This window comes from Streptomyces sp. NPDC040610 (genome assembly GCF_055594065.1).
This window is the reverse complement of the sequence record NZ_JBVIXA010000009.1, coordinates 1-23,464: the sequence shown is the minus strand read 5'-3', so window position 1 is coordinate 23,464 and position 23,464 is coordinate 1. Positions and strand designations below refer to the sequence as shown.

Genomic DNA, 23,464 nt, shown 5'->3' with positions numbered 1-23,464 from the left:
CCGTCGCTCACCTCCAGCTCTCGTCGAACTGTTCGCGTACGAAGTCGAGTTCGCCCTGGGCGCGGTTCCGCTCCTCGGTGATCTCCGGGTCGTCGGGGAAGTGGACGAGTGCGGCGGTCAGTTGCCCGACGGCCTCCTCCAGGGCGGTGCGCGCGCCGGACAGGCTGCCCGAGCCCCACCGGTGCAGGGCCAGGCCGCGCAGCACGATACCTAGGCTGAGCTGCGCCCGCCGCAGTCGCGGGCCGATCGCCACGGAGCGCCGCAGGTCCGTCGCGGACGTCTCCAGGTCGGCGTCCTCGCGGTTGGCCTCGCGGATGCCGCGGTCGGCGAGGACGCGGGCCAATTGACCGTCCAGGCGAGGGCGTTCATTGGCGCCGATGACGGAGCGGGCCGTCTCCAGGGTGCTCGCTGCGCGGGTCAGGTGCCCGGCGCGGTAGGCGTCCTTGGCGGCGGCGAGGGCGAGGCCGACGACGGCCGCCTGCGTGTGCCGGTAGCGCTCCAGCTGTCTGCTGTGGACGAGGGCGCGGCGCCAGCACGCGGCGGCGGCGCCGAAGTCCGGCCGGTCGGCGGTGAGATGGTCCCTGCCGAGGGTGACGCGGGCGTGCAGGGCCAGCTCCCGGGCGTCCCGGGCGAGCCGCCGGTGGCGGTCGGGGAGGCCCGCGTATCCGGGGTTGAGCCCGTCGAAGCGGGCGCAGTCCGGTTCACAGACGGGCCCCGCGGCCGAGCCCGCCGCCCGGGCCCGCGCACGGCAGTCGCGACAGCGCAGCTCGGCGAGGGCGGCGAGGGCGTCGCCGGGGAGCCCGGCGGTCAACTGGAGGTGGGCGAAGCCGAGTTCGGAGAAGGGGTGGAGGAGGGTGGGGTGGGCGGGGCCGAGGTCGGTGGCGGTTGCCGTGCCCGCGTCGGTGGCGGTGGCGGTGGCGGTGCCGGTTTTCGGGCTCGGGTCGGTGCTCGTCTCGGCCCCGGCGGCGGTGGCCGTACCTGTGGCGAGGGCGCCGCCGCTCCCGGCGGTGAAGGCGCCGAACTCCCGTACCTGGCCGAGTGCGGCGATCGCCAGCGGGCCGCAGCGCAGCGGGGTGGGCCAGGGCCCGGGGAACCCTCCGGCCTCGTCGAGGAGCCGCGCGGCGTCGGCCTCGCGCTGGAGGAGTACGTCCGGGGGTACGCGGCTGCCGCTGTCGCCCTCGTCGGGCAGGTGCCGCGCCACGCGGTCACGCAGCCCGGTGCGGAGGTCGGGCACGAGGTCGGCGCCCACGTCCACGCCGTACCGCCGCCCGGCCGCGAGCCGCACGCGGTCCCAGAAGGAGGTGTCGTAGAGCAGGGTGCCCCAGGCGGCGATGGCTCGCTCGCAGGGTGGGGTTGTCAGGGCAGCCGAGGCAGTCGAAGCTGTCGGGGCTGTCGGGGCTGTCGGGGCTGTCGGGGCCGTCGGTGGCGCCGGGGGCATCGGGGGTGCTGCGTCCGCCGGGGATGTGGGGGGTCTGGAGGAGTCCGTGGTGCGCGAGCCGCCGGTGAGGGGCTCCTTCGCCGAGTTCGCCGAGTTCGCCGAGGCGTCCGCCGGGGCATTCGCGGGGGCGTCCGCCGGGAAGTTGAGGAGGGCGATCGCGAGGGCGTGGGTGACGCGGTGGTCGGCGGGGTCGCGCCGGGCGGCGGTGTCGAGGACGTCGACGGCGTGGCCCCGCCGCCCGCCCGCGGCCAGGGCGACGCCGTACAGCGCCGCGAAGCGCCCGGGGTCCGGCTCGATGTCCCACGCCGCGCCGAACAGGGCGGCGGCTCGCGGCCAGTCCGGTTCGGCGCCGTGGAGCGCGGCGAGCCCGGCCTTGCGGAGCAGGGTGGCGATGCGCGGGGCGTCGCATTCGGGTTCGGGGGCGCTCGCCGGGTCGGCGCTCGCCTCGGCGGTGCCGGAGGGGGTGGTGCCTGCATCGGCCGCGCTGCCCTGTACCGGCCCCGCGCCGGTCAGCACCGCCGCCGCGCTGCCCCGCGCCCCCGCCGCGCTGCCCCCCGACGCCCCCGCCGCGCCGCCCCGCGCCCCCGACAGAACCGCCGCCACCCACCTCGCCTCGTCGTCAAGGACCCCACCGCGCTCCGCCGCCCGAAGGTCGGCCCGCGCCCCTTCGCGGTTCCCCGACGCGACGCGTACGTAGGCGCGCTGGACGAGGGCGCGCGGGTGCGGAGCCGCGCACGCGAGGGAACGGGTGAAGTGGTCCTCGGCGCCGTCGAGTTCGCCCTGGTGGGCCAGGGCGCAGCCGAGCCAGAACAGGGGGGTGGAGTCGTCGGGCGCCGAGTCGTGGGCGAGGCGGAACTGGGTGAGGGCGTCGCCGAGTTCCCCGGCGGCCAGGCGGACGCGCCCGAGCCCCACGTGGGCCCGCGCGGCGAGGCGGGAGCCGGGGGCGAGCGACAGAGCGAGCCGGAAAGACCGCTCGGCCGCACAGCCATCAGCGCCCGCGTGGCCGCCAGCCCCCGCCCGGCCGCCAGTACCCACACCACCCTCAGCCACCGGGCCCCCATCCCCCCTGGCCCCGGCCTTCACCCCTCCATAGAGCCGCGCCACCGAACCCCCCTCGGCGCCCACTCCCACCCCCCGCCGCCCCAGGCGAGCCTCCCCCTCCGCGCAAGCCCTCTCCGCATCGGCGAGTGCCGACTCCGTCCGTGGCTCCACTCCCACAAGCCCCCGTTCAGCAGCCGGTGTCGGGTCCTTCAGTCCGCGGCCTCGTCCAACTCCGATCGCCAGCGGCCGAGTTGGCGATCGTAGTGCAGTGGCCCCACCCGGAACTTCGTCAGGTCGAGGCCCAGCAACTGCTCATACGCCTCGGCGGGCAGATCCGGTTCCAGGACTACGCTCAGCCCGCTCCGGTCGTCCTGGAGCACCAAGGGACGCGGCGCCCCGCCGTCACCCACCGCCTCTCGGCCCGCCCCGCGCCGCACCACCCCCTTGAACGACGCGTACGCGTCCCGCACCGCCTCCGCACCCAGGCCGCTGAGGAAGGCCTGGAGCGGCAGGGAGACGAGCAGGAGCCACGGGAGGTCAAGCGCACCGCGGTGGTCGACGGCCCGGCGGACGCGGGCCGTGCGGACGCCGAGTCCGTCGAGCGCCGCGACCAGGTCCTGGCCGAGGGCTTCCGGGGCCTCCTGGTCGAGCAGCAGCTCCGCGCGCAGCGGCAGGGCGTCGGGCATGGGGCGCGTTCTCCTTCCGGCGGCGGACGGGGCCGGGCGGGCGGTCGACACGAACCCGGGTCCCGGGACCCGCAGCCTAGAGGCGCCGGTCACTCCCGCACCGGGAAACCGCGATCTCTCCCCCGCACCAGCGGCCCGGGAGCCCCCACCCGCACCACCCCTCGGCACCCCATCAGCCAGCCGCCAGGCGCCCACCGTGCATCCGCCATGCACCCGTCATGCGCCCTTTTTCCGGAATGCGAGATTCATGGAACTTTCGCCGTATGCCGGGAGTCTTCTGAGGTGAAGGCTGAAGAACAGCCGAGTCAGCCGTATCACTGGAGACAGCTGAGCACGGGGGTGTTCGACCTTGACCGACGTGACTGACACTCAGACCGCAACGCAGACCGAGAGCCAACCCGAACCTCGGACCGGATCGCAGACCCACACCGGAACCCGCCGAGGCGCGGGCGTACGACCGACCGACCTCGACGCCGCCACGCGCGACCTCGAAAGCGGAGACCTCGAAACCCGCGACCTCGAACCCCGCGAACTAGCGCCGTTCATGGCGCCGTTGACCGTCCCGCCCGTCCTGCGCCCGGCGGGCGGCGACGTCCTGGAGGAGACGGAGATCGCCGTCCGCCCCACCTGGGTGCGCCTGCACCCCCAGCTGCCGCCCACGCTCATGTGGGGGTACGAAGGGTGCGTGCCGGGACCCACCATCGAGGTGCGCCGCGGCGAGCGCGTGCGCATCGCCTGGACGAACCGCGTGCCCAAGGACAGCGAGTTCCCCGTCACGGCCGTCGAGGCCCCGCGCACGTCGCCGCCGCCGAGCACCCGCCCGGGCCGCGACGGCGTCGAGCCGGACAAGAACGTGGCGGCGCTGCCCGCCTGGACGGTCACGCACGTGCACGGCGCGCAGACGGGCGGCGGGAACGACGGCTGGGCGGACAACGCCGTGGGGTACGGCGACGCCCAGCTGTCGGAGTATCCGAACGACCACCAGGCGGTCCAGTGGTGGTATCACGACCACGCCATGAACATCACCCGGTGGAACGTCTACGCGGGTCTGTACGGCACGTACCTGGTCCGGGACGACGAGGAGGACGCGCTCCAACTCCCGTCCGGAAAGCGGGAGATCCCCCTGATCCTGGCCGACCGGAACGTGGACACGGACGAGGACGGCCGCCTCACCGGCCGCCTGCTGCACAAGACCACCATCGTCGACCCGAAGAACGCGGAGACGGGCAAGCCGGTCTCGCTGCCCTTCACCGGCCCGTACACCACGGTCAACGGCCGCATCTGGCCGTACGCGGACGTGGCACCGGGCTGGTACCGCCTCCGCCTGGTCAACGCCTCGAACGCCCGGACGTACGACCTGGTCCTCGTCGACGAGGACAACGAACCGGTGCCGGGCGTGCTGCACCAGATCGGCAGCGACGGCGGCCTGCTGCCCCGGCCCGTGCCCGTCGACTTCGACGCGGCCCTGCCCGCGCTGACCGTCGCGCCCGCCGAGCGCTTCGACCTGCTCGTCGACTTCCGGACGCTTGCGGGCAAGCGGCTCCGCCTGGTCAACAAGGGGCCGAACGCGGCGCCCGGCGTGCCCGACCCGGCAGGTGACGTGGCGTATCCGCACGTCATGGAGTTCCGCGTCGGCAGGGGCGGCGGCGCCCAAGAGACCTTCCGGCTGCCCGAGGTCCTGTCCGGCTCCTTCAGGGCCATCGGCCACGGCGTGCCGCACGGCCACCGCCTCGTCGTGCTCACCCCGCCCGCCACGAAGGGCGGCGGCGGCCACCCGGAGATGTGGGAGATGGTGGAGGTGAAGGACCCGGGGTCCATCCAGATCCCCACCGAAGGCATCATCCAACTGCGCGGACCGGACGGCGTGCTGAAGACGTACCGGCGCATCGCCCGCACGTTCAACGACGGCCTCGGCTTCACCATCGGCGAGGGCGCGTACGAACAGTGGAGCTTCCTCAACCTCGCGGTGAACCCGAACGTGACCCACCCCATGCACATCCACCTGGCCGACTTCCAGCTCCTCGGCCGCGACGCGTACGACGCCTCGGGCTTCGACGTCACGATCGGCGGCACCCGCGCCCCGATCGCCCACGACCCGGACACGCGGATCCCCCTGGCCCCCAACGAGCGCGGCTGGAAGGACGTATTCCGGGTGCCCGGCGGCCAACTCCTGCGCGTCATCGGCAAGTTCGACGGGGCGTACGGCCGGTTCATGTACCACTGCCACCTCCTCGAGCACGAGGACATGGGGATGATGCGGCCGTTCGTCGTGATGCCGAAGGAGGCGCTGAAGTTCGACCACGGCGGCGGGCACGGTGGGCACGACGGCGGCCACGGGAGCGGCCTCTGAGGGCGATGCCACCAGCCCCGGCGGGCGGGGCGTGGGCTCAGGCGGTCCGCGCCTCCTGCCCCTCCGACGCCCGTGCCTCCGCAGCATGCGCCACCGCCGCCCGAGCGAGCCCCCGCACGAACGGATGCGCGCGTGAGCCGTCGCCGTACTGCTCCGGCTGGAAGAGCGAGGCCAGGAAGAAGGGGTGGCCGGGAAGTTCGGCGACCCGCACCTGGCCCTGCTCGTCCCTGCCGCTGAAGCGCAGGCCGTGGGCTTCGAGGGTGGGCAGATGGGCGCTGCCGTCGGGGCCGTACTGGCAGTGGAAGCGCTCCAGGGAGCGGTCGGCGCCGAGCAGCGACTCGGCTAGCGAGCCCGGCGTGAGCCGCACCATGCCCTCGTGGCCGACGAGCGAGCAGGCCAGCGGCGTCACCAGCAGGTCCTCGGCGTCCGGGTCGTTCTCGGCGTGCGCGACCTCGGTCAGGCCGCACGCGTTCCGCGCGAACTCCAGGAGCGCGTGCTGGAAGCCGCCGCACGTGCCGAGGAACGGCACACCGTCCTCGCGGGCGGCGCGGATCGCGGCCAGCGCGCCCGCCTCGCTGCGGTACGGACTGCCCGGAAGCACCCACACCGCGTCGAAGCCGCGCACCGCGTCCGGCTCCTCGGCGTCCCGCGTCGGGATCCAGTAGGCGTCGAGGAGCAGTCCGTCGCGGGCGGCGAGCGCGGACAGCAGGAGCGGGACGCGGGTGTGGGCGAGGACGGACGGCGAGCGGTCGGCGATCAGGGCGATTCGGGCCACGGGGGCCGGTGTTCCGGTCATGACCCTCATCCTGGGCGGCCCCGCCCGTTCACGTCCAACGATGAAATCTGCACCCTCCATAAGCAACGCTGATGCACGTGGGCGATCCTGGACGGCATGGACCCGCACCTCCTGCGTACGTACGTCGTCGTCGCCCGGCTGGCCTCGTTCTCCGCCGCCGCCCGCGAACTCGGCTACACCCAGTCCGCCGTCTCCCAGCACATCGCCGCCCTGGAACAGGACCTCGGCACCCCGCTCCTCACCCGCCGCCCCGTCGCGCCCACCCGCGCGGGCGAGCGGCTCCTGGAGCACGCGGGCCCGCTGCTGCTGCGCCTCGACGCGGCCCGCGCGGAGGTCGCGGCCCTCGCGGGCGCGGTCGACGAGGGCCTCACACTCGTCGCCGCGCCGACGGCCCTGACGCCCCGCACGCTCCGGGCGCTCCCGCCGACCGGCGTCACCCTGCGCGTCCTGCCGCGCGCGGACATCCCCGAGGCCGTCGCCACGGGCGCCGCCCTCCTCGGGCTCGTCGACGGCCTGGCCGCGCCCAGCGACCCGCTGCGCCTCGCCGACGTGGCCCCGCTCGGCGTCCGCGGCGTCGGCGAGGAACCCGTCCGCGTCCTGCTGCCCGCCGACCACCCGCTGGCCCGCCGCACCGGACTGCGCCTGGGCGACCTCGCCGACGCCCGCTGGCTGGACGCGCCCGGCGCGGGCCTGCCCCTGGACCAGCTGCGGGCGGCCCACGGCACCGGCGGCTTCCGCCCGGCCCTGCGCTACGAAGGCACCGACGTCCGCACCCTCACCGCCCTCGTCGCCGCCGGCCACGGCCTTGTCCTGCTCCCGGAGTCGGCCGCCACCGCACCCGGCACCGTCGCCGTAGCGCTCACCGAGCCGCGCGTCGTCCACCGCACCGAACTGCTGCACGCCGGGGCCCCGCACGGCCCCGCCGAGATGTTCGCCGCACGCCTGGACGTCACCCGTTCGTGAATCGTCGCGCGGTGTCACGCCGGGTAGGGCTGTGGCCGGAGGCGAGCCATGGAACAGACCGCGTTGCGTCCCAAGCCGCTGCCGGGAGACGAGCCCGGCCCCGGCCAAGAATCCGTCACAGCCACCGTGTCCGCCGCGCCCGGGAAACCCGGACGCTCCGCCGCACCCCGCAAGGGCCACCGTCCGCACGCCGCCCGCCGCCGCGGCAGACGGCTCTTCTCACTCCTGTTCGGCCTGTTCTGCGCCGCGGTCCTGCTGCTCTCGGGCATCGGCCTCGGGACCGTGGGCGCCACGGTCATCGGCATGAGCAAGCTCGCGGAGATGCAGAGCCAGGCGGGCGAGCAGGGCGCGGCCATGGGCGCGGCACCGGCGACGGCCTCGGGGGCAGGGGCAGGGGCGGGGACGGGGGCCGGGGCGGACCACGCCGCGTCCCCGAAAGCGGCCCCGAAAACCTCCCCGAAGGCGCCCCCGGACGCGTCCCCGAAGAAGACCTCCTCCGGCAAGGGCGCCGCCGCCCTCGGACCGGGGTCCCCGCGCCCCGCCCTCGGCGTCGAGGCCGTCGACGCCCCCGGCGGAGGCGGCGCGCTGCTCATCGGGGTGCACCAGCCGGGCCCCGGGCACACGGCGGGTCTCGTACGCGGTGACGTCCTGCTCGCGTTCGGCGGCAGCCGGATCGCCTCGGCCGGTGACCTGGCGAAGGCCGTGGCGCGGGCCGGGCCGGGCAGGAACGTCACGCTGACGGTCCGTCACGCGAGTGGCGCACGGCAGGTGTTGTCGGTCCGACCGGGACTGGTGACGTGACGACGACCCCGAACCGCTGCTTACACGACCACCCTGAAGTGCGTGGTCAGCCGCCGCTCGTCGTCCAGGATGTGGAAGGCGAGCCCGACGGGGGCGTCCAGGTCGACCAGGCCCTCGCCCTCCCACGGCAGCCGCAGTGTCGAGACGACGCCGGGGCCGACGATCAGCGGCCGCCCCGCGAAGGTGGTCGCCGCCGGGGTGTGCGCGTGCCCGATGATCAGGCCCACGATCTCGGGGTGCCGCTCCACCAGGGCCGCGAGGGGCTCCGGCCGGCGCAGTCGCCAGGTGTCCAGGCGCGGGTGGTGCATCCGGACGGGGTGGTGGTGGAAGGACAGCAGGACCGGCGTGCCCTCGTCGAGCCCGGCGAGCCGGTCCTCGAGCCACGCGTACGTCTCCTCGTCCAACTGCCCCTCGTCGCTGCCGGGCAGGCTGGAGTCGACCATCAGGATCTCGGTGCCGCCGACGCGGTGGGCGCGGTTCACCGGCGCCTCGGAGGGCGCGCTCTCGCCGAGCAGCGCCGTCCGGTAGGGGCCGCGCACATCGTGGTTGCCGGGGCAGGTCAGGACCGGCCAGGGTGCGTCGGTGAAAAGGAGGCGCGCGGCCTCCTTGTACTCGGACTCCTCGCCGTGGTCGGCGATGTCGCCGGTCACCAGGAGCGCGTCCAACGGCCCCGGCAGCGCCCGCAGATGGTCGAGCACACGCTCGGCCCGCTCCGTCGCGCGTGCCGTACCGTCCAGGTGAAGGTCACTGATCTGCGCCAGTACCAGCATGTCGTACGCCCCTCCGTACCGAGTTGATCTAATGGCTGGAGTGGATCCAAGCATTAGTCGGGTCGGTGGCGGAACGGCCAATCGCAAACGGGTGGCATGGGGAGGCCGGGCCGCCCATGATGGGCGCCATGCTGACCACCCTGATCGCCTTCCTCGGCGCGTGCACGCTGATCGCCGCCTCGCCCGGACCGAGCACGGTCCTGATCGTCAAGCAGTCGCTGCGCAGCAGACGGGCCGGGTTCATGACGGTGCTCGGCAACGAGACCGGCATCTTCATCTGGGGTCTCGCCGCCGCCTGCGGCCTGACCGCTCTCGTCGCGGCATCGGAGTTGGCGTACGACGTCATGCGCGTCGTCGGCGCCGGGGTGCTGCTCTTCCTCGGCGCCCAGACGCTGTGGAACGCGCGCAAGAAGAAGACGGGCGACGGAGCCGCCGAGGACGCCGACGCGCCGGTCAGGGCGCAGTCCTCGTGGGCGGCCTACCGGAGCGGACTGCTGCTCAACCTCGCCAACCCCAAGGCCGCTGTCTTCGCGATGTCCTTCCTGCCGCAGTTCGTGCCGTCGGGCGCGCCCCAACTGCCCGTCATGATCGGCCTCGCCGCGCTGTGGGCGGTCTACGAAGTCGGCTACTACGGCCTGTACGTGTGGTTCGTCGGCCGGATGAAGGCGGTGCTCTCGCGGGCCGCGGTGCGGCGCAGGCTGGAGCAGGTGTCCGGCGGGGTCCTCGTGCTGCTCGGCGCGCGGCTCGCGGTCGAGGGCTGAGGCGGCGCGGGTCTCCTGGCCCCGGTCGCGAGGCACGGGGATACCCGGTCGCGAGGCGCGGGGCGGCCGTGCAGGATGCTGGGGGAGATCCCGCACCCAGCCCAGGAGGCCCGATGACCACGGTCACGCCCGCGCCGTTCACCGCCGACGACTACCGCGCCCGGATGGACCGCGCCGCCCGCGCCGCCGCCGACGCGGGCCTCGCGGGCGTCCTCGTCGCGCCAGGGCCGGACCTGGTCTGGCTCACCGGCTACCGCGTGCCCGCCGACACCGAGCGCCTCACCCTGCTCGTCATCGCCCCCGGCCAGGACCCGGTCCTCGTCGTGCCGAAGCTGGAGGCCCCCGACGCCGCGCGCGCGACCGGCGCCCCCGCCCTGACCCTGCGGGACTGGACCGACGGCATGGACCCCTACGACGTGACCGCGCCGCTGCTCGACGCGCGCGGCCGCTTCGGCGTGAGCGACAACGCCTGGGCCCTGCATCTCCTCGGCCTGCAGCGGCAGTTGCCCGACAGCTCCTACACCGCCCTCACCGAGGCCCTGCCGATGCTCCGCGCCGTCAAGGACGCCGCCGAGCTGGAGCGGCTCGCCGCGGCCGGGGCCGCCGCCGACGCCACGTACGAGGAGATCAAGAAGGTGGCCTTCGCGGGCCGCAAGGAGACCGACGTCGCCGGTGATCTCGCGGACCTGCTGCGGCAGTTCGGGCACGAGCAGGTCGACTTCACCGTCGTCGGCTCCGGGCCCAACGGCGCGAGCCCGCACCACGAGGCGGGCGACCGTGTCATCGAGCGCGGCGACATGGTCGTCCTCGACTTCGGCGGCCTGCGCCACGGCTACGGCTCCGACACCTCCCGCACCGTGCACGTCGGCGAGCCGTCGGCCGAGGAGCAGCGCGTCCACGACGTGGTCCGCGAGGCCCAGGACGCCGCCTGCCGCGCGGTCGAGCCGGGCATCGCCTGCCAGGACGTCGACCGGGTGGCGCGCGCGGTGATCACCGAGGCCGGGTACGGCGAGTACTTCATCCACCGCACCGGCCACGGCATCGGCGTCACCACGCACGAGCCGCCCTACATGATCGAGGGCGAGGAGCAGCCGCTCGTCCCGGGCATGTGCTTCTCCGTGGAACCCGGCATCTACCTGCCGGGCCGCTTCGGCGTCCGCATCGAGGACATCGTCACGGTCACGGAGGACGGCGGCCGCCGCCTCAACGCCACCGCGCGCGAACTGGCCGTCGTCGACTGACGCCTGACGCCCGCGCGGACCGCTCCGCGCGGGCGACGGGGGTTCAAGAGCAGGCGCTCAGCCGTGCGGCCGCTCGTCCGTGAAGTGCGCCAGCAGGTCGTACGGATACGGCAGCGGTCGCGCGCTCGCCTCCGTCAGGCGCCGGTCCTGCGCCGCCGTCAGCGTCCAGCCCGCCGCGCCCAGGTTGTCCGTCAGCTGCTCCACCGAGCGGGCGCCGACGATGGGCGCGGTCACGCCCGGCCGCTGGAGCAGCCAGCGCAGCGCCACCTGCGCGGGCGTGCGGCCGGTCTCCTCGGCGACGGCGAGGACGGCGTCCACGACCCGCCAGGTCTCCTCGGTGGCGCGCCCCTCCCAGTCCCCGCCGCCACGGGCCCCCGCGGGCGGCGCGGCCATGCCGCGCCGGAACTTCCCCGAGAGCCAGCCCGCCTGGAGCGGGCTGTAGGGAATCACGCCGACGCCCTCCGCCGCGCTCAGCGGCAACAGCTCCCACTCCACCTCGCGGGCGAGCAGGTTGTAGCGCGGCTGGAGGCAGACGTACGGCTCCCAGCCGCGCGCGCGGGACACGTCCAGGGTCTTCTGGAGCTGGGCCGGGCTGACGTTGCTCGTGCCCAGGTAGCGGACCTTCCCGGCCCGCACCAGGCCGTCGAGCGTGGACAGCGTCTCCTCCAGCGGCGTGCGCGCGTCCCACACGTGCGTCTGGTAGAGGTCGATGTAGTCGGTGCCCAGGCGGCGCAGGCTCGCGTCGACGGCCGACAGGATGTGCTTGCGGCTGAGGCCGCGCGCGTTCGGGCCCTCGCCCATCGGCAGGAACACCTTGGTGGCGATGACGAGGTCGTCGCGGCGGCGGCCCTTGAGCCAGCGGCCGAGCACCTCCTCCGAGACCCCGCCGCCGTACACGTCCGCCGTGTCGATGAACGTGCCGCCCGCCGCCGTGAACGCGTCCAGCATCCGGTGCGCCGTCGCCTCGTCCGCGCCGCTCTCGCCGCCGCCGAACATCATGGCGCCGAAGCACAGCTCGCTCACCCGCAGCCCGGTCCCGCCCAGGTACCGCTGTTCCATGCGATCTCCTCCTGTGTCCGGCGCAGACTAAAAGTTCAAGTGCCCTTGAAGTCAAGGGCCCCGCGCGACGGCCGTCACGGCCCCGCGTGCCGCCACGCCCCTACGCGAGGCCGAGCACCGCGCACGACTCCGGCGGCAGCCGCAGCACCCCGTCCGCCCCCGGCGCCGCGACCGTGCCCCAGGCGGCGAGCACACGCGCATGGGGCACGCCCAGCGGGACCGCGGCCGCCTCCCCGGACAGGTTCACGGCGACCCGCAGATCCCCGCGCCGCACCGCGAACCAGCGCGCCGCCTCGTCGTACGCCACCCGGACCGCCGCCAGGTCCGGGTCCGTCAGGTCCGCGCGGGCGTGGCGCAGCGCGATCAGCTCGCGGTACCAGGCGAGCACGCGCGCGTGCGGCTCGCGCCGCTGCTCCGACCAGTCGAGGCAGGAGCGCTCGCGGGTCTTCGGGTCCTGCGGGTCCGGGATCTGGTCCTCCGCCCAGCCGTGCGCGGCGAACTCCCGCCGTCTGCCCCGGCGTACCGCCTCCGCGAGCTCCGGGTCCGTGTGGTCGGTGAAGAACTGCCAGGGCGTACCGGCCGCCCACTCCTCGCCCATGAACAGCATCGGCGTGAACGGGCCGGTGAGAGTGAGCGCCGCCCCGCACGCGAGCAGCCCGGGGGACAGGGCGGCGGACAGCCGGTCCCCCTGCGCGCGGTTGCCGATCTGGTCGTGCGTCTGCGTGTAGCCGAGGAGCCGGTACGCGGGCGTGCGGGCGCGGTCGACCGGGCGCCCGTGACCGCGTTCCCGGAACGTCGAGAACGTACCGTCGTGGAAGAAGCCGTGCGTCAGCGTCTTGGCGAGCGCCGCCAGGGGCGCGGCCGCGAAGTCCGCGTAGTAGCCCTGGGACTCGCCGGTGAGGGCGGTGTGCAGGGCGTGGTGGAAGTCGTCGTTCCACTGCGCGTGCAGACCGAGGCCGCCGCCCACGCGCGGGGTGATCACGCGCGGGTCGTTCAGGTCGGACTCGCCGACCAGGGCGAGCGGCCTGCCCAGTTCGTCCGCGAGGCCGTCCACGGCCGCCGCGAGCTCCTCCAGGAAGTGCAGGGCGCGGGTGTCCCGCAGCGCGTGCACGGCGTCCAGGCGCAGCCCGTCGATCCGGTACTCCCGCAGCCAGGCCAGCGCGCTGCCCACCAGATACGCCCGCACCTCGTCCGACCCCGGCGCGTCCAGGTTCACGGCGGCGCCCCACGGCGTCTGGTGGGTGTCCGTGAAGTAGGGCCCGTACGCGGGCAGATGGTTGCCGGACGGGCCCAGGTGGTTGTGCACCACGTCGAGGACGACGCCGAGGCCGTGCGCGTGCGCCGCGTCGACGAACCGTTTCAGCGCCTCGGGGCCGCCGTACGGCTCGTGCACGGCCCACAGCGACACCCCCTCGTAGCCCCAGCCGTGCCGCCCCGGGAACGGGCACAGCGGCATCAACTCAACGTGCGTGACGCCGAGTCCGGCGAGGTGGCCGAGGCGCTCCGCGGCCGCGTCCAGGGTGCCTTCGGGGGTGTACGTGCCCACGTGCAGCTCGTAGAGCACCGCGGCGCGCAGGCCGCGCCCCGCCCACGGCGTCCGCCACGCGTACCGGTCGTGGTCCACGACCGCGCTCAGCCCGTCGGGGCCGTCGGGCTGGCGCGCCGAGCGGGGGTCGGGCCGCGCGGGGCCGCCGTCCAGGGAGTAGCCGTAGCGCGTGCCGTCGGCCGCCGCTGCCTCCACCGCCCACCACCCCGGGCGCTCCTTGTCGCGCGCCAACGCGCGCGTGGCGCCGTCCAGGACCAGACCCACCCGCTCCGCGCGCGGCGCCCACACCTCGAACCTCACCGGCAGTCCCCTCGTCGGTCGACCATGCCCATGGACTTGCGTATACCCGTCGGACCCGTCGGACGTACGGCACGACCCGTCGGACCGTACGGCCCACGATCCTCCGTCAGGTCACGCCTTCTCCAACAGGTGGCCCGATACCGCGAGCCTGAGCACGGCGTCCGGATCCCCCTCCGCGCCCCGGCGGAACGCCAGCTGGAACGCGTACTCGCCGATGGACGCGACGGCCGCCGCCCGGCAGGCGCGCCGCATCTCGCGCAGTTCGGGGGTGCCGCGCTGCGCGTGCCCCACGGCGGCCCAGTACGTCTGCCCGGCCCCGGAGGCGAGGGCGGCCGGCTCGCCGAGGCCGCGGGCGGCGGCAGCGGCGGCCAGGACGTCCATGCCGAGGGCGATGCCGAAGGTGTCGCCCAGGTGGCGCATGCCGGTCAGCATGGCGCGGGCGTGCTCGGCCGCGGGCACGGGCCGCCCCTGCGCCAGCGCGATGAGGGCGAGCTGCTGATCGGTGTACGCACGCGTCCAGTGCTCGCCGCGCGCCGCGCAGAGCGCCCGCAGCGCGGCGGCCTCGCGGTGGGCCAGGTCGAGCCTGCCGAGCGCGGTGAGCGCGAACACCCGCACCAGATGGCAGCGGAGCGTGGACGCGGACGCGAAGGGCCGCGGCGCCCCGGCCGCCGCGAGCGCCTCGTCGGCCACCTCCTTGGCCCGCTCCGGCTCCCCGCCGAGCAGCCCGGTCAGGCCGATCAGATAGGCCGCGGCCAGCCTGGCCTCGACGTCGTCGAGGCGCTCGGCGCCCCGCGCGCACCGGTCGCCGATGGCCGCCGCCCCGTCGAGGTCGCCCTGAAGGGCCTTGACGACCCCGAGCGCCCACCGCGCCCGCTCGCCCGTCCTGCTGAACCCCGGGCTCAGGGACAGCACCTGCTCCAGATACGCGTGTGCCTCCCGCAGATGCCCGCAGCAGACCCAGAAGAAGCCGACCAGGGCGGCGAGTTCCACGGCGGCGAGGGGTTCGTGGTCGCAGAGGTGGTCCAGGGCGGCGCACAGGTCGACGTGCGCCGCCCCGATCCTGCGGTACCACAGCGACTGCCCGGGCCCGGCCCAGCCCCGGTCCGCGGACCGGGCGCCGGCCAGGAAGTATCCGGCGTGGCGGGCGGCCGTCGCCTCGGTCTCCTGGAGCTCCTCCAGCCACATCGCGCCGTAGTCCCGCACGGTCCGCGGCAGCCGGTGGCGGTCGTCGTCCTCCCTGCCGACCACCGACTTGGCGATGAGGCCCGCGAGCGCGGTGTCCACGGCCGCCGCGGACAGCGGCCCGCCCGCGCACACGCCCCGTGCCGCGCGGCTGTCGAAGGAGCCGGGGAACACCGAGAGCCTGGCCCACAGCAGCCGCTCCAGCGGGGTGCACAGCTCATGGCTCCAGCCGATGGCCAGGCGCAGCGAGCGGTGGCGCGCGGGCCAGGTCGGCGACATCAGCCCGGCGCGGCGCGAACTCAGGCGCTCGCTCAGTTCGTGCAGCGTGGTGTGCATCAGCTGGGCCGAGGCCAGTTCGAGGGCGAGAGGGTTGCCGTCGAGCAGCGCGCAGATCTCCCGGGCGCTGTCGTTCTGGCGCGGGGTCCGCAGGCTCAGGGCGGGGGCCACGACCAGCGCCCGGTCAAGGAACAGGGTGAGCGCGTCGCCGTCCGTCGGCAGGGGAGCGATCCGCAGGGCGCGCTCCCCGGGTAAGCCGAGGCGTTGCCTGCTCGTGGCGAGGATCCTCAGGTCGGGGCAGGCCGCGAGGAGTGCGCCGACCACGTCGGCGCACGCGTCGACCAGGTGCTCGCAGGAGTCGAGGACGAGCAGGAAGCGGCGTCCGGACAGCCAGGTGATGAGCGCGTCCAGGGCCACGCCGGTGGTGTGGTCGGCGAACCCCACGGCGTGCGCGAGGGTCGCGATCAGCTGCCGCTCGTGCGGGAGCCCGCCGAGGTCGGCCCAGCGCGTCTCGCCGAGCGCGTCCGGCCGGTCCGCGGCGATCCGGTGCAGGCTCTCGACGGCCAGGCGGGTCTTGCCCACGCCCGCCATGCCGGTGATGGTGGTCACGGGGTGCGCCACGAGCGCGGCGGCCACGCGGTCCAGATCGGTCGCACGGCCCACGAAACTGTTCGCCACTTGCGGAAGATCAGCCACCATCCGCCCATTCTGGCCCAGGGGGCGGCGCCGTAGTCCAGCCGCCGTAACCCGTAAGGCTGTTGGGGCCCGGGGCGGGGCGGCCGGTGCGCCCGGGGCGGGTCCGCGCGCGGTGCGCACGGCTCGGGCCGCGCGGCCGGGGGCGCGCCTCCTCGGGCCCTGCCCGGCCCTTGCCCGGCCTTTTCTGGACACCCGCCGTGGCCTGGCCGACAATTGTCGACGTGACCTCGCCTTCTTCGCTGCCCTCCGAGTCCGGTACCAACCCGGTGCGGCTGACCGACGCCGAGCGGGAGCGGGCCCTCGAGGTGCTCAGAGAGGGCGCGGCGATGGGCCGGCTCTCGCACGACACGTTCGTACGGCGCATGGAGCTGGCCCTCGCCGCCCGGCGCCGGGACGAACTGGCCGCGCTCACCGCCGACCTGCGCACCGAGAGCCGCTGGTCGAAGCTCGTGCTCGGGTCCGTGGGCGCGGTGTCCGGGTTCACGGTGAAGCTGCGCAGGGCCTGGCAGTCCGAGCGGCTGCCGAAGCTGCTGCTCCCGGCTCCCGGCGCGTACCCGCTGCGGATCGGCCGCGACCCGGCGAACGGCCTGCGGCTCAGCCACGACACGGTCTCGCGGCTGCACGCCGAACTGTCCGCCCAGGGCGGCATGTGGGTCCTGCGCGACCTCGGCTCGACCAACGGCACATCGGTGAACGGCCGCCGCGTGATCGGCGCCGCCGTCGTCCAGGCAGGGGACCAGGTGTCCTTCGGGAGCCTGTCGTTCTGCCTCGCGACGGCCTGAGCGAAACCGTCCACGGCGCCGCGCGCTGAGCCGCGCCCGGCACTCGTAACCAGGTCGCGTCCGGCGAGCCCGCACGCAGGCCGCCCCCGGCGCCCGCCTCCTCAGTCGAGCGCCTCGCGCGCGTGCAGCGCCGCCTCCACCGCCGTCCTTGCCTGGTGCTCCACCTGGTGCTCCAGCGGCACCCACCGCGCCCCGAACCGCTCGGCGAACGTCTCGCTCCACTGCGTCACAAGGCGGTCAAGGCGCGGCGCGGCCCGGTCGCCCGCGCTGTTGAGCACCCGCAGCAGCATCGCCGCCGCCCGCAGCGGCAGCCGCCGCCCGAAGGCGTCGACGCTTGCGATGTACGCCATGGACGTGCCCGCGGGCGGCAGCCGCCCCCAGTCGTCGGCGAGCCCCGGCACCAGGCCGAGCGCCCACCTGGCGGCCCGCAGCAGCGGCCCCTCCGCGCGTGCCAGCCGGGGCAGCGCGTCCCCGAGCACCTCCTCCACCAGGCGCGCGTCGTGCCGCAGCCGGGACGCGAAGGACCGCATCGCCGTCCGCGGCGCCGGGTGCGCCGCCACGTCGCCCACCGTGTCGCTCGCCCACATCGGCACCTCCACGATGGCCGTCGTACCGCCGTAGCGGTGCGCGTGGTGCCACGTCGTGTGCCGGGCGTCCTCCGGCAGGCTCGGGTACGCCGCCGCCGACCCCGGCCCCGGCAGCACGTGCACGCCGGGCCCGGACACCGGCCACCCGGCCGCGTCCGACGCGCCCGTCTCCACCGGGATGCCGTGGCGGGCCGCCGACTTGGCGAACGGCTCGGCGAGCCCGGGGATGTCCCGGGTCAGCTGCACCCAGCTGCCGCCGAGGTCCGTGCAGTGCAGGGACACCTGCAAGTAGGGCCGCAGTTCGTCGATGACGCCGGTCAGGGCGCGCGTCTCCGGCGGCAGCCGGTCGGGCGGGAGCACCGAAGGGGACCACTCGGGCTGCTCAGGGCCCGCCGGGCGGAAGAAGTGCCGGTGGTAGTCGAGGAGGCTGCGCGGCGCCGGGGTCCGGTGCAGGCTCGCGCCGTCCGGGTCCGCGCACAGCAGGAAGTGCCAGGAGGTGTCGGCCCGCAACTCCCGGTCGAGAAGGGACTGTTCGGCGAGTGCGAGCAGGGTCGAGCCGCCGGTGGGTTCGTTGGCGTGGGCGCCCGCGACGACCAGGACCGCGTGTGGGGAACGGCCCACGGACAGCAGGTGCAGGGGACGGCCGCCGCGTGAGGTGCCGATTTGGCGCAGCGTGCTCAGCTCGGGACGGTGGGCCGCAAGCTCCCGAACGGACAGGACGAGTTCGGGAACAGTGGGATAGCGGTTTTCCGCCAGTTGACTCACCCCCGCTGGTCCGTCCGCTGACGCAATCCGCAGTACGCCACGCGACGGTTCAGGTGTCAAGCACTCCGGACCCGGGCTCCCCAGGGCCCGCGCAAGAAAGGCACGCCTCCGCCTCGTCACCGCCCCGTCCGCGGCGCTTCCCCGGTGCGTTCCAGGAGCGCCACCGGAAGCTCCGCGAACAGCTCCGCCACGCGCACGTGGCCGCTGAACCGCCGCCCCGGTACGAGCAGATCGGCCCAGTCGCCCTCGGGGAGCGGCAGCGCGGTGTCGCCCCAGCCGCCCGCGTCGGCGAGCCGCAGCGACAGGCGTGTCACGGCCGCCACGACGTCCCCGGAGCGCGCGTGGGCCAGGCAGTGCCCGGCACCGGGGCCCGTCGCGGTCAGCGGTTCGTACGTGCCCGCGCCGCCGAACAGCTCCGGTCGCCGGGCCCGCAGCCGCAGCGCCGCGACCGTCACGGCGAGCTTCTCGGCGGACAGGTCCGCGGAACCGCCGAAGGGGTCGCCGGAACCGTCGACGGGGTCGCCGAACGACACGGGGTGGCGGTTGTCCGGGTCCACCAGGGCCCGGTAGTCGCGCTCGGTGCCCTGATAGAGGTCGGGCACCCCGGGCATCGTCAGGTGCAGCAGCGCCCCGGCGAGCACGTTGGCCCGCACGTGCGGTGCCAGCTCCGCGGCGAACTCGGTCACCGCGTGCAGCGGCGGCCCGCACGGCCCGGCCTCCAGGAACGCCGTCACCGCCCCCTCGTACGCCTCGTCGGGCTCCGTCCAGCTCGTGTGCAGCCCGGCCTCCCGGACGTGCTTCAACAGCGCCTCCCGCAGCCGCTGCCCGTACGGCCCGGCCTCCGTCGCGGCCCGCGCGGTGAGCGCGGACGGCGCGAACCCGACCGCCGTCTGCCAGGCGGCCCACGCCAGTTGGGGGTCGGGGGCCCGCCTGCCGCCCGCCCGCGCGGTCCGCCGCGTCACCTCCGCGAGCAGTGCCGCCCACCGCGCGGGCGCCTGCGACAGGACACTCACGGCCGCCCGCACGTCCGCGCTGCGCTTGGAGTCGTGCGTCGTCATCACCGTGCCCGAGTACGGCCAGTCGCGCTGCACGCGCGCGCAGTACGCGTGGAACTCCGCCACGTCCACGGCGGGCCGCGCGGGCGAGCCGCCCACCTCGGCGGCCGAAAGGAGCGGCGCGTGCCGGTAGAACGCCGTGTCCTCCACCGACTTGGCCCGCAGCGCGGCAGCCGTCTGCGCGAACCGCGCCCGGAACGCCTCGCGCGCCCCGTCGCCCGGCGCCCTGCCGAGCACCAGGTCCCGCACGGCGTCCACGGCCTCGGCCTCCTCGGGGACGGCGAACACCCGCTTGGCCTCCCGCGCCGCCCCGGCCGTCAGGACCGTCTCGGGATCGGCGCCCCCGGTGGCGTACGGACGGTAGACCTCAAGTCGTACGAGGAGTTCCCGCAGCGCCGTCCGCAGCGCCCACGGCGCGTGGTCCCGCAGCGCGGGGTCCGCCGCGCACAGCGCCACCGCCTCGCGCGTGAGGCGGTCGACCTCGGCGGCCAGCTCGCGCGTCACGACCTTGTACGCGGCGCGACGCAGCGTCGCCGTCCAGTCGCCGCCGCGGTCGGCGGGCGGCGCCGCGAACCTGCGGTACTGGTCGAGGAGTTCGGCGGCGCCCGCCCCGTCCGCGAGGACCCCGTCGACGTGCCGCAGCGCGTCGTAGCCCGTGGTGCCCGCCACGGGCCACGCGGCGGGCAGCCGCTCCCCGTCGGCCAGGATCTTCTCCACGGCCGTCCAGCGCCCGCCCGTCGCCTCGTGCAGCCGCTGGAGGTACGCCCCGGGGTCGGCGAGGCCGTCGGGATGGTCCACGCGCAGGCCGTCCACGACGCCCTCGTCCAGGAGCCGCAGGACCGTCGCGTGCGTCGCGTCGAACACCTCCGGGTCCTCCACGCGGACGGCGACGAGGTCCGAAATGGTGAAGAACCGCCGGTAGTTGATCTCCGTTCGGGCGAGCCGCCACCAGGCCAGGCGATACCACTGGGCGTCGAGAAGCCGCGCGAGCGGCAGCCCCTCCGTGCCCTCCCGCAGCGGGAACTCGTGGTCGTGGTAGCGCAGGACGCCGCCCTCCACGCGCAGGTGCTCCAGCTCGTGGCCGAGCCGGTGCCCCAGCACGGGCAGCAGCACCTTGCCGCCGCCCGCCTCCCAGTCGATGTCGAACCAGCGCGCGTACGGGGAGCCCGGCCCCTCGCGCAGGACCTCCCGCAGCGCCCGGTTGTGCCGCGGCACCGCCGCCATGTGGTTCGGCACGATGTCCACGACCAGGCCGAGCCCCGCGTCCCGGGCCGTCCGCGCGAGCGCCCGCAGCCCGTCCTCCCCGCCCAGCTCCGCACGCACGCGCGCGTGGTCCACGACGTCGTACCCGTGCGTCGACCCGGGCACCGCCTCCAGGACCGGTGACAGATGCAGATGCGAGACCCCGAGCGAGGCCACATACGGCACCGCCCGCGCGGCGGCCGCGAACGGGAAGTCGGGCTGCAACTGCAGCCGGTACGTGGCGGTGGGCGGCGGCGGAACCACAGGCACAGAGCGCGCTGACGTCATGCGAACGTACGTACCCGCCCCACCGCCTTTCGTGCCTTCGACGCATGCGCGCTCGCGCGGGAGCGCGGTTAGCGTCCAACGATGGCCGAAAGGGACACCGACACCAGTACCGCCCCCGCTCCGACCGCTCCCACCCCGACCGCCCCCGCGCCGGGCGCCACCCCCTCCCCCCGAGCCACCCTCGACGCCTACCGGCAGGTGCTCGCCGTCACCGGGGCCGTGCTCCCCGTGGTGTCGTTCCTGGGGCGCTTGCCCGTGGCCGTGATCCAGTTCGGGAGTGTGCTGCTGGTCAGCCGGACCAGCGGGTCGATCGCCACCGGGGGAGCCGTCGCGTGTGCGCTGGCGCTCGGGCAGGTGGGCGCGGGGCCGTTCGTCGGGCGGCTCGCGGACCGGCGGGGGCAGCGGCCCGTGGTCCTCGCGTTCGCCGCCCTCAACGCCCTCTGCGTGGCCGCGTACACGCTCGGCGCGCTCCTGGGGCTGCCCACCCCCGCGCTGCTCCTCCTGGGCGTCCTCGCGGGCGCCAGCGTGCCCGGCATCGGGCCGCTCGCCCGGGCCCGCGTCGTGCGGCTCGTCCGGAAGGAGGGCGGCGACGCGCGGCTCGTCGGCACCGCGCTGTCCCTGGAGTCCACGATGGACGAGCTGTCCTTCGTCCTCGGCCCCGCCCTCGTCGGCCTCGCCGCCCTGGCCGGCCACCCCGCGTACGCCTTCGGTGCCGCAGCCGTCCTGGTCGCCGTCTGCGGCACCGGGTTCGCGCTGCACCCGACGGCCCGCGCGGTCCCGCCGGGCGGACCGGCCGCGCGGAGCGCCCCCGGCGGCCGCCCGCCCCTGCCGCGCGAGGTGTACGTCGTCCGGATCGGCCTGGTCTTCCTCGGCGTGCTGCTCGGCGCCTGCGGTGCCGGGATCACCGCGCTCACCGAGGAACTGGGCGCGTCCGGCCAGGCGGGCCTGGTCTACGCGGCGATGGGCGTGATGAGCGCCGTCACCGGGCTCGCGACGGCCGCGCTGCCGGACCGGTTCGGGCTGCACGCGCGCTGGCGGGTGGCGACGGCCGCGGCGGCGCTGCTCTCACTGCCGCTGGTGTGGACGCACAGCATGGCGGCCCTGTACGCCGTCGTGACCGTCTTCGGAGCCGTGTACGCCCCGAACCTCATCACCGGCTTCGCCCTCACCGAACGCTCCGTGCCGCAGGCGCGGCTCGCCGAGGGCATGACGTTCGCGGCGAGCGCCTTCGTCGGCGGCCAGGCCGTCACGCTCGCGGTGGCCGGCCGCCTCGCCGAGACGCACGGGGCGGCCGCCGCGTTCGCCCTCGGCAGCGCGGCCGCGGCGGTGGCCTTCGCGGTGGCGCTGCTCGCCCGCCCGGGGAGGGGGGAGGGCGCAGCCGGGGGTGGGGACGGGGGCGGGGAGGACGACGGGCACGCGCGCGTACCGGACGCCGCTGCCCGGGCGTAGGAAGTCCCCCGTACGACGAAAGCAGCCCTCACGCCGGACGGCCCCCGCAGGACAGCAGCCCCTGCACCCCGGACAGCCCCCTGCCCGCCTCCTCAAGCCGGCCGCTGCAACACCACCAGGCTCCGGTCGACCAGCGTCACCCGCTCGCCCGCCCGCACCTTCCCGCCCGTCCCCGGCGGCACGCCGTCCTCGCGGGCGGTGTCGACCACCACCTGCCACTGCGCCCCCTGGTTCACCGGCACCACGAAGTCGAGGGGTTCGGCGGAGGCGTTGAACATCAGCAGGAACGAGTCGTCGGTGATGCGTTCGCCGCGCTCCCCGGGCTCGGAGATGGCGTTGCCGTTGAGGAACACCGTCAGGGCCCGCGCCTGCGCCGCGTCCCAGTCGTCCTGGGTCATCTCCTCGCCCTCGGGTGTGAACCAGGAGATGTCGGACAGTTCGTCGTGGGTGCCCTCGACCGGGCGGCCGTGGAAGAAGCGGCGCCTGCGCAGGACGGCGTGGTCGCGGCGCAGCCACGTCATCGCGCGCGTGAACTCCAGCAGCGTGCTGTCGCCGTCGGGCCAGCGCACCCACGCGACCTCGTTGTCCTGGCAGTAGGCGTTGTTGTTGCCGCCCTGGGTGCGGGCGAACTCGTCGCCGTGGCTGAGCATCGGCACGCCCTGGGACAGCAGCAGGGTGGCGACGAAGTTGCGGAGCTGGCGGGCGCGCAGCGCGAGGACGTCGGGGTCGTCGGTCTCGCCCTCGACGCCGCAGTTCCAGGACCGGTTGTGGCTCTCGCCGTCCTGGTTGTCCTCGCCGTTGGCGTCGTTGTGCTTGTCGTTGTACGCGACCAGGTCGTGCAGCGTGAACCCGTCGTGGCAGGTGACGAAGTTGATCGAGGCAAGCGGTCGCCGCCCGTCGCCCTGGTACAGGTCGGAGGAGCCGGTGAGCCGGGACGCGAACTCCGCGAGCGTGCGCGGCTCACCGCGCCACATGTCCCGCACCGTGTCGCGGTACTTGCCGTTCCACTCCGTCCACAGCGGCGGGAAGTTGCCCACCTGATAGCCGCCCTCGCCGACGTCCCACGGCTCGGCGATCAGCTTCACCTGGCTGACCACGGGGTCCTGCTGCACCAGGTCGAAGAACGAGGACAGCCGGTCCACCTCGTGGAACTGCCGCGCGAGCGTCGCCGCGAGGTCGAAGCGGAAGCCGTCCACATGCATCTCGGTGACCCAGTGCCGCAGCGAGTCCATGATCAGCTGGAGGACGTGGGGGTTGCGCATCAGGAGCGAGTTGCCGGTCCCCGTGGTGTCCATGTAGTAGCGGGGGTCGTCGGTGAGGCGGTAGTACGAGGCGTTGTCCAGGCCCCGGAAGGACAGCGTCGGGCCCAGGTGGTTGCCCTCGGCCGTGT

The 23,464-nt window shown here is 75.0% G+C and carries 17 protein-coding genes; 7 read left to right on the top strand and 10 right to left on the bottom strand.

What is annotated here, in order from left to right; all coding sequences use genetic code 11:
* Positions 1-7: 7 nt before the first annotated feature.
* Together ACZ6AA_RS28010 and ACZ6AA_RS28005 are read right to left on the bottom strand one after the other, a co-directional pair.
* Complete coding sequence (locus tag ACZ6AA_RS28010) at positions 8-2,473, bottom strand: CHAT domain-containing protein (protein WP_471460678.1); 2,466 nt, start codon at positions 2,471-2,473, stop codon at positions 8-10.
* 215 nt (positions 2,474-2,688) lie between these two features.
* A complete protein-coding gene (locus ACZ6AA_RS28005; protein WP_468481108.1) occupies positions 2,689-3,165 on the bottom strand; it encodes a hypothetical protein in 477 nt (158 codons plus the stop codon).
* A gap of 544 nt (positions 3,166-3,709) precedes the next feature.
* Here ACZ6AA_RS28005 and phsA point away from each other — a divergent pair.
* Positions 3,710-5,515, top strand: coding sequence for an O-aminophenol oxidase PhsA (gene phsA, locus ACZ6AA_RS28000; protein ID WP_471460778.1), 1,806 nt, complete (start codon positions 3,710-3,712; stop codon positions 5,513-5,515).
* 37 nt (positions 5,516-5,552) lie between these two features.
* Here the strand turns inward: phsA and ACZ6AA_RS27995 are convergent, their stop codons facing one another.
* Positions 5,553-6,311 (bottom strand): CTP synthase C-terminal region-related (seleno)protein, encoded by a 759-nt coding sequence (locus ACZ6AA_RS27995; RefSeq protein ID WP_468455902.1) that lies wholly within the window; start codon positions 6,309-6,311, stop codon positions 5,553-5,555.
* Between the two features lie 96 nt (positions 6,312-6,407).
* On the opposite strand from ACZ6AA_RS27995, the gene ACZ6AA_RS27990 reads away from it, so the two are divergent.
* Both ACZ6AA_RS27990 and ACZ6AA_RS27985 read left to right on the top strand, forming a co-directional pair.
* The gene (locus ACZ6AA_RS27990; RefSeq protein ID WP_468455900.1) at positions 6,408-7,274 is read left to right on the top strand and encodes a LysR family transcriptional regulator; all 867 of its coding nucleotides are present in this window, start codon (positions 6,408-6,410) and stop codon (positions 7,272-7,274) included.
* A gap of 48 nt (positions 7,275-7,322) precedes the next feature.
* Positions 7,323-8,075 (top strand): PDZ domain-containing protein, encoded by a 753-nt coding sequence (locus ACZ6AA_RS27985; protein ID WP_471460677.1) that lies wholly within the window; start codon positions 7,323-7,325, stop codon positions 8,073-8,075.
* Positions 8,076-8,095: 20 nt separating this feature from the next.
* Here ACZ6AA_RS27985 and ACZ6AA_RS27980 read toward each other — a convergent pair whose 3' ends face one another.
* Positions 8,096-8,845: a metallophosphoesterase gene (locus tag ACZ6AA_RS27980; protein ID WP_468455896.1), complete on the bottom strand. Its 750-nt coding sequence runs from the start codon at positions 8,843-8,845 to the stop codon at positions 8,096-8,098.
* Between the two features lie 128 nt (positions 8,846-8,973).
* Between ACZ6AA_RS27980 and ACZ6AA_RS27975 the strand changes: the two genes are divergently transcribed.
* Positions 8,974-9,606: a LysE family translocator gene (locus ACZ6AA_RS27975; RefSeq protein WP_468455895.1), complete on the top strand. Its 633-nt coding sequence runs from the start codon at positions 8,974-8,976 to the stop codon at positions 9,604-9,606.
* Between the two features lie 113 nt (positions 9,607-9,719).
* Positions 9,720-10,847 (top strand): aminopeptidase P family protein, encoded by a 1,128-nt coding sequence (locus tag ACZ6AA_RS27970; protein WP_468455893.1) that lies wholly within the window; start codon positions 9,720-9,722, stop codon positions 10,845-10,847.
* Between the two features lie 57 nt (positions 10,848-10,904).
* Here the strand turns inward: ACZ6AA_RS27970 and ACZ6AA_RS27965 are convergent, their stop codons facing one another.
* The 3 genes from ACZ6AA_RS27965 to ACZ6AA_RS27955 all read right to left on the bottom strand — a co-directional run bounded on the left by ACZ6AA_RS27965 (position 10,905) and on the right by ACZ6AA_RS27955 (position 15,888).
* Positions 10,905-11,906 (bottom strand): aldo/keto reductase, encoded by a 1,002-nt coding sequence (locus ACZ6AA_RS27965; protein ID WP_468455891.1) that lies wholly within the window; start codon positions 11,904-11,906, stop codon positions 10,905-10,907.
* 100 nt (positions 11,907-12,006) lie between these two features.
* A complete protein-coding gene (gene treZ / locus ACZ6AA_RS27960) occupies positions 12,007-13,752 on the bottom strand; it encodes a malto-oligosyltrehalose trehalohydrolase (RefSeq protein WP_468455889.1) in 1,746 nt (581 codons plus the stop codon).
* A 111-nt stretch (positions 13,753-13,863) separates the two neighbouring features.
* A complete protein-coding gene (locus ACZ6AA_RS27955) occupies positions 13,864-15,888 on the bottom strand; it encodes an ATP-binding protein (protein WP_471460676.1) in 2,025 nt (674 codons plus the stop codon).
* Between the two features lie 239 nt (positions 15,889-16,127).
* Between ACZ6AA_RS27955 and ACZ6AA_RS27950 the strand changes: the two genes are divergently transcribed.
* On the top strand, positions 16,128-16,688 hold the full coding sequence (locus tag ACZ6AA_RS27950; protein WP_468455885.1) for an FHA domain-containing protein: 561 nt from the start codon (positions 16,128-16,130) through the stop codon (positions 16,686-16,688).
* 101 nt (positions 16,689-16,789) lie between these two features.
* On the opposite strand, the gene ACZ6AA_RS27945 is transcribed toward ACZ6AA_RS27950, so the two are convergent.
* Together ACZ6AA_RS27945 and treY are read right to left on the bottom strand one after the other, a co-directional pair.
* Complete coding sequence (locus ACZ6AA_RS27945) at positions 16,790-18,040, bottom strand: M14 family zinc carboxypeptidase (RefSeq protein WP_468455883.1); 1,251 nt, start codon at positions 18,038-18,040, stop codon at positions 16,790-16,792.
* A 116-nt stretch (positions 18,041-18,156) separates the two neighbouring features.
* Positions 18,157-20,625, bottom strand: a complete 2,469-nt coding sequence (treY, locus tag ACZ6AA_RS27940; RefSeq protein ID WP_471460675.1) for a malto-oligosyltrehalose synthase — start codon at positions 20,623-20,625, stop codon at positions 18,157-18,159.
* 81 nt (positions 20,626-20,706) lie between these two features.
* Here treY and ACZ6AA_RS27935 point away from each other — a divergent pair, with 81 nt between their 5' ends.
* Positions 20,707-22,074, top strand: a complete 1,368-nt coding sequence (locus tag ACZ6AA_RS27935; RefSeq protein WP_468455880.1) for an MFS transporter — start codon at positions 20,707-20,709, stop codon at positions 22,072-22,074.
* A 92-nt stretch (positions 22,075-22,166) separates the two neighbouring features.
* Here the strand turns inward: ACZ6AA_RS27935 and ACZ6AA_RS27930 are convergent.
* Positions 22,167-23,464, bottom strand: a 1,298-nt coding sequence (locus tag ACZ6AA_RS27930; RefSeq protein WP_471460674.1) for a glycogen debranching protein, incomplete at its 5' end; no start/stop codon positions are given.